Source organism: Bacilli bacterium (assembly GCA_036381315.1).
Classification (GTDB): Bacteria; Bacillota; Bacilli; order Paenibacillales; family KCTC-25726; genus DASVDB01.
Window position 1 is genome coordinate 1 of sequence record DASVDB010000153.1, and the last position, 2,461, is coordinate 2,461.

The 2,461-nt window shown below is 50.8% G+C and carries 3 protein-coding genes; all 3 read left to right on the forward strand.

Going from position 1 to position 2,461, the window contains the following annotated elements; genetic code table 11:
- On the forward strand, positions 1-566 hold a 566-nt coding region (locus VF260_11420; GenBank protein ID HEX7057784.1), incomplete at its 5' end, for a hypothetical protein.
- Positions 567-597: 31 nt separating this feature from the next.
- On the forward strand, positions 598-1,791 hold the full coding sequence (locus tag VF260_11425; protein HEX7057785.1) for a hypothetical protein: 1,194 nt from the start codon (positions 598-600) through the stop codon (positions 1,789-1,791).
- A 358-nt stretch (positions 1,792-2,149) separates the two neighbouring features.
- Positions 2,150-2,461: Hsp20/alpha crystallin family protein (locus tag VF260_11430; protein ID HEX7057786.1), on the forward strand; the 312-nt coding region annotated here is incomplete at its 3' end.

Consider the following 2,461-nt stretch of genomic DNA (forward strand, 5'->3'; position numbering starts at 1 on the left):
TAGCCCTTTTGTTGTATGTCTTTCTTATCTGGTACCGGGACTGGACCGGCAAAAACATGTTCATATACCGGCTGCTTATGCTGCCGTCAGCAAGAATTCAAATATTCCTAAGCAAGTTATGTGCGATTTTATTGATGACGCTGGGGCTTTTAGCTATTCAGGCGCTGTTGTTGCCGTTTGAAAAGGCTTGGTTTCATCTGCGCATTCCGGAAGTTTTTATTACTCCGGAATATGATGCAGCGCACACGGGCGGCGCGAATTTGCTGCAGCTGTTGCTGCCGTACCGGTTTGTGCCCTTTTTGCTTGCTTACAGCGTAGGGGCGATCGCGGTCATGGTCATTTTTACGGCGATTTTATTGGAGCGAAGCTATCGCTTGAAGGGTGTGCTCGCGGGCGTCGCCTATTGCGCTCTATGCTTGCTTGTTTTTCTGTCTCCTTTGTCCGTCACGGAGGGGTGGTTGTATCCGCTCGAACGGTTTTTGCTCCTGGCGGCGGCGGGGCTTGTCGTAGCCGGCTGTTCCCTTATGTTGAGTTTGTTTTTGATTCGCAAGAAAGTCACCGTATAAAAACAAGGTGATATGAGGAGGTTTGGGGAAAATGACGCGTTATTGGTACTCGCTTGTGCTAATTGTTTTTACGGTGTTTAGCATCGGCGCTTATTATGTTTATGCCGTCGGCGACCGGCCGCCGGAATTTATTTTGCAAAAACAGTCGGGGGATGAACGGGAAGCCCTGGCTGTCCGATTGCAGGGCACTTACTACAATCAATGGGTAACGATCGATTCGCAGGGAAGCGAATATATGAATGAGCGGCCGTATTTCGCCCAGCTCGTTCATCCGTTCTACGACAGCCCGGAAATCGCCCGGCTGATCAGGGAGCATCGCAGCTTTATGCGGGGGAAAGCCAGATTCCCCGAAGTTTACTTTGAAAATGACCGGCTCGTTGCTTACGCATACCAGAAGCAAATGTCGGCGAATATATCCGGTTATAACCGTTTTACGATTGCCAAATTGGATAAAAAATCCAGCGCGACTTTTTCCTATGACGCCGATCTTCCGCATAAGGAGAACTATAACGGGGTATATGTGCAGGACGTGCAGGCGATTGGGGATATGCTGAAAGTGGCCACCTTGAACTATACCATCACAGGCAAGCAGGAGTATCATCTGTACAGTTTCGGGTTGAAAGAGGCGAAAGCGCCATCCGATCAACTGCTGATGAGCTTCACAAACGATGGGAACACACGACATAGCCAAATTCAGATCGCCGTAAACGATAAAACCGGGCCAAGCCGCTACCTGGTATATGGTTTCGCCCAGTTCGAAAGTGGCGATGGCCGCATGTCGGAACAAGCGGACGGCACAGAACTGCGCATTTTTGACATGGAAACAGGCGCGGAAGTGCAGCCTGATGCGGCGGCGATCGCCAATCTGCTCGCAGGCGACGCCAAACCGGGGCTTTTTCCGGGAATATCCGGCATACAGCTTGACGGGGCAAACTTGTATTTGACCGCCCAAAACAGCCAAGGCATCCGCTTGATCCGGTATGGCCTGGATGATGCCACCGTCTCTTATTTGGATATCCCGGTAACCGGCGCGCAGGATACGCGAATCGGCAATGCGCGATTGTATATGCTGCTCCGGTCTGCCGAAACGGATATGCCCGCCGTGGCTGTAGCCGATTTGCGGACCGGGGAAATCTTGTATCGGGGCGAAATCGCGCCGCGCAAACCGGGAGAAATCGTGCCCGAAAGATTGCTGCCAAGTTTAGCGGCTATTGCGCAACGTTAGTTGGTGAGCCCCATTTCCCCATACACGGTCGGCGAGCCGCATTTTGCGCAAAATGCGGCATCCGGCCGATTTTTTGCCTGACAGCCTTTATGATTGGGGCTGTCTTCCTTTGTGCACAGATTAACCAAAGGGGTGCCGCATCTCACGCAATATTTGTCCTTTTCCTCGGCAACGTGAAAACATTTCACGCATGTTTTCGGCTTTTCCTTGTTGTCTCCCAATGGCGCCGCCTCCCTCGGCAATGAAATAACGCTCCGTTACCAACATATGAACGAACATGGCGGCCGGAAAATATTTTTTTCATAATTTGCGGCGATTTTTATATATTGTTTTAAAGGAAGTGCGAGGAGGAAACGAATTGAACCGCGATTTGCCCGAATCGGTGTGGCATCGCTTGCGCGAACAGACGGAAACGGTGCTGGGTGAAGACTTTTGGGAAGAACTTTCTGTTCTTTTGCCGATCATGTCGCCGCGCATCGACGCTTATGTTGCCGAAAAGACGCTCACCGTCGTGGTGGAACTGCCCGGCCTGGCCAACCCGGAAGGACTGGAACTGAGGCTGAAAAAAAATATATTGACATTGCAGGGCAAAATACCGTGCGATTATCCGGCAAAAGAAGAAGATTTTTTTCAGAAGGAGCGTTATTTTGGACAATTCAAGCGCATTTTG